At 66.4% G+C, this 3614-nt stretch carries 5 protein-coding genes; 3 read left to right on the plus strand and 2 right to left on the minus strand.

From position 1 onward, the window contains the following. Positions 1-401 precede the first annotated feature (401 nt). Entirely contained in the window at positions 402-593 is a 192-nt protein-coding gene (locus tag ABCR83_RS32395) for a ferredoxin (protein WP_462698841.1), read from the plus strand. 20 nt (positions 594-613) lie between these two features. Here the strand turns inward: ABCR83_RS32395 and ABCR83_RS32400 are convergent, their stop codons facing one another. Then, positions 614-1117, minus strand: a complete 504-nt coding sequence (locus ABCR83_RS32400) for an LURP-one-related/scramblase family protein (protein ID WP_462698842.1) — start codon at positions 1115-1117, stop codon at positions 614-616. Between the two features lie 196 nt (positions 1118-1313). Continuing rightward, on the minus strand, positions 1314-1616 hold the full coding sequence (locus ABCR83_RS32405) for a hypothetical protein (protein ID WP_462698843.1): 303 nt from the start codon (positions 1614-1616) through the stop codon (positions 1314-1316). A 111-nt stretch (positions 1617-1727) separates the two neighbouring features. Here ABCR83_RS32405 and ABCR83_RS32410 point away from each other — a divergent pair, with 111 nt between their 5' ends. Together ABCR83_RS32410 and ABCR83_RS32415 are read left to right on the plus strand one after the other, a co-directional pair. Further along, positions 1728-2549, plus strand: a complete 822-nt coding sequence (locus ABCR83_RS32410) for a helix-turn-helix domain-containing protein (RefSeq protein WP_462698844.1) — start codon at positions 1728-1730, stop codon at positions 2547-2549. Continuing rightward, positions 2546-2734, plus strand: a complete 189-nt coding sequence (locus ABCR83_RS32415) for a DUF397 domain-containing protein (RefSeq protein ID WP_462698845.1) — start codon at positions 2546-2548, stop codon at positions 2732-2734. The genes ABCR83_RS32410 and ABCR83_RS32415 overlap by 4 nt, the downstream gene beginning before the upstream one ends. Positions 2735-3614 lie beyond the last annotated feature (880 nt).

Here is a 3614-nt window from a genome sequence, read left to right on the forward strand (position 1 = left end):
AGAAGACGTCGAAGTAGTTGAGCACCGGATAGGCGATGGCTCCGAGCACGGCTATACAGGCCACAACGAGGATCCAGCGCTTGGCGCGGGGAGCCTTGCGGCGGGACCGGTAGGCAGTCGGCGGGTTGTACGTCATCGAAAGAGCTCGCTCCGGGTGGCTGTAATGCCCCATGGGGCCTGAGTGCATCTTGTGTCCGTAGAGACAGGCGAAACAGCGCCAAGGGTTCCGGGTGTGTCCAATTCGCAATCGCCGTCACACGCCTGGATACCCGGGCGGCACGGTCCGAGGCCGTGCCCTGAGCGACAGCCACGGGAACTCGCCCCGGCCATCACCACGTTGTTCAAGTGGCACACTGCCCCCGGTGACACGATGTCCCCGGCGACACGGCGAAAGGACCATCATGCAGGTGACTGCCGACCGAAACGTCTGCGTGGGCGCGGGCCTGTGCGCGCTGACCGCGCCAGAGGTCTTCGACCAGGATGACGACGGACTGGTGACCGTACTCCAGGCCGTCCCCGACGGCGACAACCGACCCCTGGCCCGGGAGGCCGGGGAGATCTGCCCGTCCGGGGCCGTGCGGATCACCGGGTAAGCCGGGCCTGGAGACCGGGCCTAGAGATTGGTGAGCTTCTCTCCCTTGAGGTCCTGAAGCGTGTGATCCACACACACCGCCAGGATGATCAACAGCGTTGCCTCCTGCGGATCCAGCACATCGATCGCATAGACGTCCCGGATGCTGAACCAGCGCCGGGAGATATGCGCCAGGGTGGTGCCCTCATGCTGGATGTCGAACTCCCGGTCCCAGAAGTTGCCGACGATCCGCAGCCGCCGCCCGTCCCGCAGGGTGACCTTGAAGCGGTCACCGAAGAGGGCGAACGCCCGCTTGCTGATCCGGGCCTCCACCTCTCCGTCCCGCTTGACCAGGATGGTGTGGTGCAGGGTGAGAAACTTCTTGACGATGCTGGCCACCTGGACGCCCTGAGTGTCCAGGAAGTCAAAGGTGTTCCGCAGCCGGAAGAATTTCCGGTCCACCCGGTAAACTCTCTCCCGGTGCTCGGTCTCGACCCAGGCCTCCTCGTGAAAGGCCAGCAGGCGATCGCGTACCAGATAGCGCATAGAGCCCCCGTCTCGATTGCCGATGCCAGGCCGGCGGCACCGTGTTCGTCCCAGAGCGTAGTGGGGGTGGCGGCGGGAGGACGGGTTCGGCGGTTCGTGAGGACGCGCCCATCGAGCTGGATCCCGATCCCCAGCGCCTCGTCGGCCTCTTCGAGGAGGAGCGGGCCCGCACCCGGCGCAATGGGCGGCGCCGAGTTCAGGAGTGGGCCACGCGCAGGTGGACGCCCATGGCCTCGGTCAGTTCCACGGCCTTCCGCAGGTCACCGGCCTCCAGAGCCGCGGAGCGCAGCCGCTTGATCCGCTGGCACTCCTCGCACCGCTTTGCGCGCAGCGCGTCATGTGCGGTGGCCGGGCGTACGTCGCAGGGGAGTGCGTCCCAGGCTTCGCCTCCGGACGGGGGCCGGAGCCGTAGCCGCCCGTCGGCGGTTGCGGTGACCCGGCCGATGCGGTCGCGGCGGGCATCGAGGACCAACTCCCCTACGGCGGGCGGGTTCTTCACGCGACGGTTCCTTTCACGCTGGTTTCGGTTCCAAGCGTCGCTGGGTGGCGGTAGCGTGACCAGTGGTAACGGCTGTAGAAGTGGCTTGCTTCAACGGGAGGGCGAACAACTGTGCCCGCGCCAAGGCGGATTGAACCGGCGAACATCAATGAGTGGTACGGCCTGAAAATCCGCGATCTGCGGGAGGCGCGCGACTGGACGCAGGCTCAGCTGGGGGAGGCGGTGAGCCTCTCCGGGGGCCGGATCGCCCAGTTCGAGCGGGCGGAGGGCGTGCCGCCCAAGGACATTGCGAAGCTGCTGGACGAGGTGCTGGGTTCGGGTGGCCTCCTGGTGGAGATGCGCCCCTTTCTTCGGCGCAACTGGCATCAGAAGTGGCCTGAGGACATCGCCGATGTTGAGACGCGGGCGACGCGGATCCAGGTGTTCAGCTATGTCGTTCCCGGCTTTCTGCAGACCCGGGAGTATGCGACGGCGCTCCTGGGCGCCGGTGTGCCGTTCTGGGGCGGAGATCTCGACAAGAGCGTCGAGGTTCGCATGGAGCGCCAGAACGTACTCGACGGTCCGAATCAGCCATGGCTGCGGTGCATCATGGACGAGTCAGCTCTTCATCGAGCTGTCTGTGCGCCAGACGTCATGCGTGATCAGCTTGTGTATCTGCTGAAGATGTGTGAGCGCCCCCGCGTCACCGTCCAGGTGCTGCCATTCGCGCACAACCGCGTGTTCGTAACGGGCATAGGCCTGGCTACCGTCTGGACGCTCAGCGACGGGCGTACCGTTGTGTATCAAGAGGGAGTCAACGACGGCGGCTTTGTCACGGACCCTGGCCGGGTCTCGCTGTTCGTCAGCCTCTACGATCAACTGCACGCGGATGCCCTGTCCATTGATGTTTCAATGGACCGTATTCGCAAGGCGCTTGAGGAAAGACACTCATGAGTATTTCTGCGCCCTGGCGCAAGAGTTCCTACAGCATCGATTCGCAAGATTGCCTGGAAGTCGCCGACAACATACCCGGCCGCATACCCATACGGGACAGCAAGCGCCCCACCGTGATCACGGCCCAACCCGCCCCCTGGGCCGCATTCATCACCGCCGTACGCAACGGCACCTTGTCCGCCTGACGGGTGGGGCGGCATGGTGCGTGGTCAAGTGACCGTTTGGTTTCGCGCCTTCGGCGCAAAGCGGCAGCTACGGGTCAGGAGCGGGGCGGGCCAGGCCCGGTTGCCGGGTTCCGGCACGACAGGGGTGGCGCGAGGCGCCTGCCGCCTGCTTGCTGCTTGGGCGGTTTGCGGGTGTGCCGGTATCGAAAACCCTCTGCTGGTGCCTGAATTCACCCTATTTGACGGAGGGAAAGTGGGCCAAGTTGAGGCCTGGGCCAACCGTTGCGCACCATGCCTCCCGCGTGCCTCGCTCGCCCCAGGCGCAGGGGCGGCCCGCGCCCCAGCACCGTGGTCGCGCCACCCAGCCACCAGCCGCCGGCCGCCCAGCCACGCGGCAGGCGGTTCTCGCCACACCCGCCAGCCCTGTCGTACCGGAACCCGGCAACCGGGCCTGGCCCGCCCCGCTCCTGACCCGTAGCTGCCGCTTTGCGCCGAAGGCGCGAAACCAAACGGTCACTTGACCACGCACCATGCCGCCCCACCGACCCCAAACCGGGTTGAGCCATGGCTGGGCAAGGGGGCGGGTTCCGGCGACAATCGAGCAAGCCTGCAAATGGAGTGACCGGTGTTGCCGGATCCATGTGATGAGCGCGCCCCCGGCACCGCCCGGACCTAATCGGCTCTCCATCGGCGGCGGAAGGCCAAGGCGGTGCTCATCGTGGGCGGCCTGGTCGGCGTGCTGCTCGCTGTCGTCCTGCTCACCCGCCACAACAGCGATTCCTCATCGCCGTCCTCGGCGGCCCCGATTCCGACCACGCCTCCGTCCCTGCGCTTCCCGGTGCCCACGTGGCCTTCCCCTCGTAGCGTAGAGACCGTGACTGCAAGGGAAGTTGGGAGTCAT

Source organism: Streptomyces xingningensis (genome assembly GCF_054957865.1).

Bases quoted from the DNA above. Each gene is read 5' to 3' on its own strand.
- ABCR83_RS32395 (WP_462698841.1), top strand. From the start codon at position 402: ATGCAGGTGACTGCCGACCGAAACGTCTGCGTGGGCGCGGGCCTGTGC.
- ABCR83_RS32400 (WP_462698842.1), bottom strand. From the start codon at position 1,117: ATGCGCTATCTGGTACGCGATCGCCTGCTGGCCTTTCACGAGGAGGCC.
- ABCR83_RS32415 (WP_462698845.1), top strand. From the start codon at position 2,546: ATGAGTATTTCTGCGCCCTGGCGCAAGAGTTCCTACAGCATCGATTCG.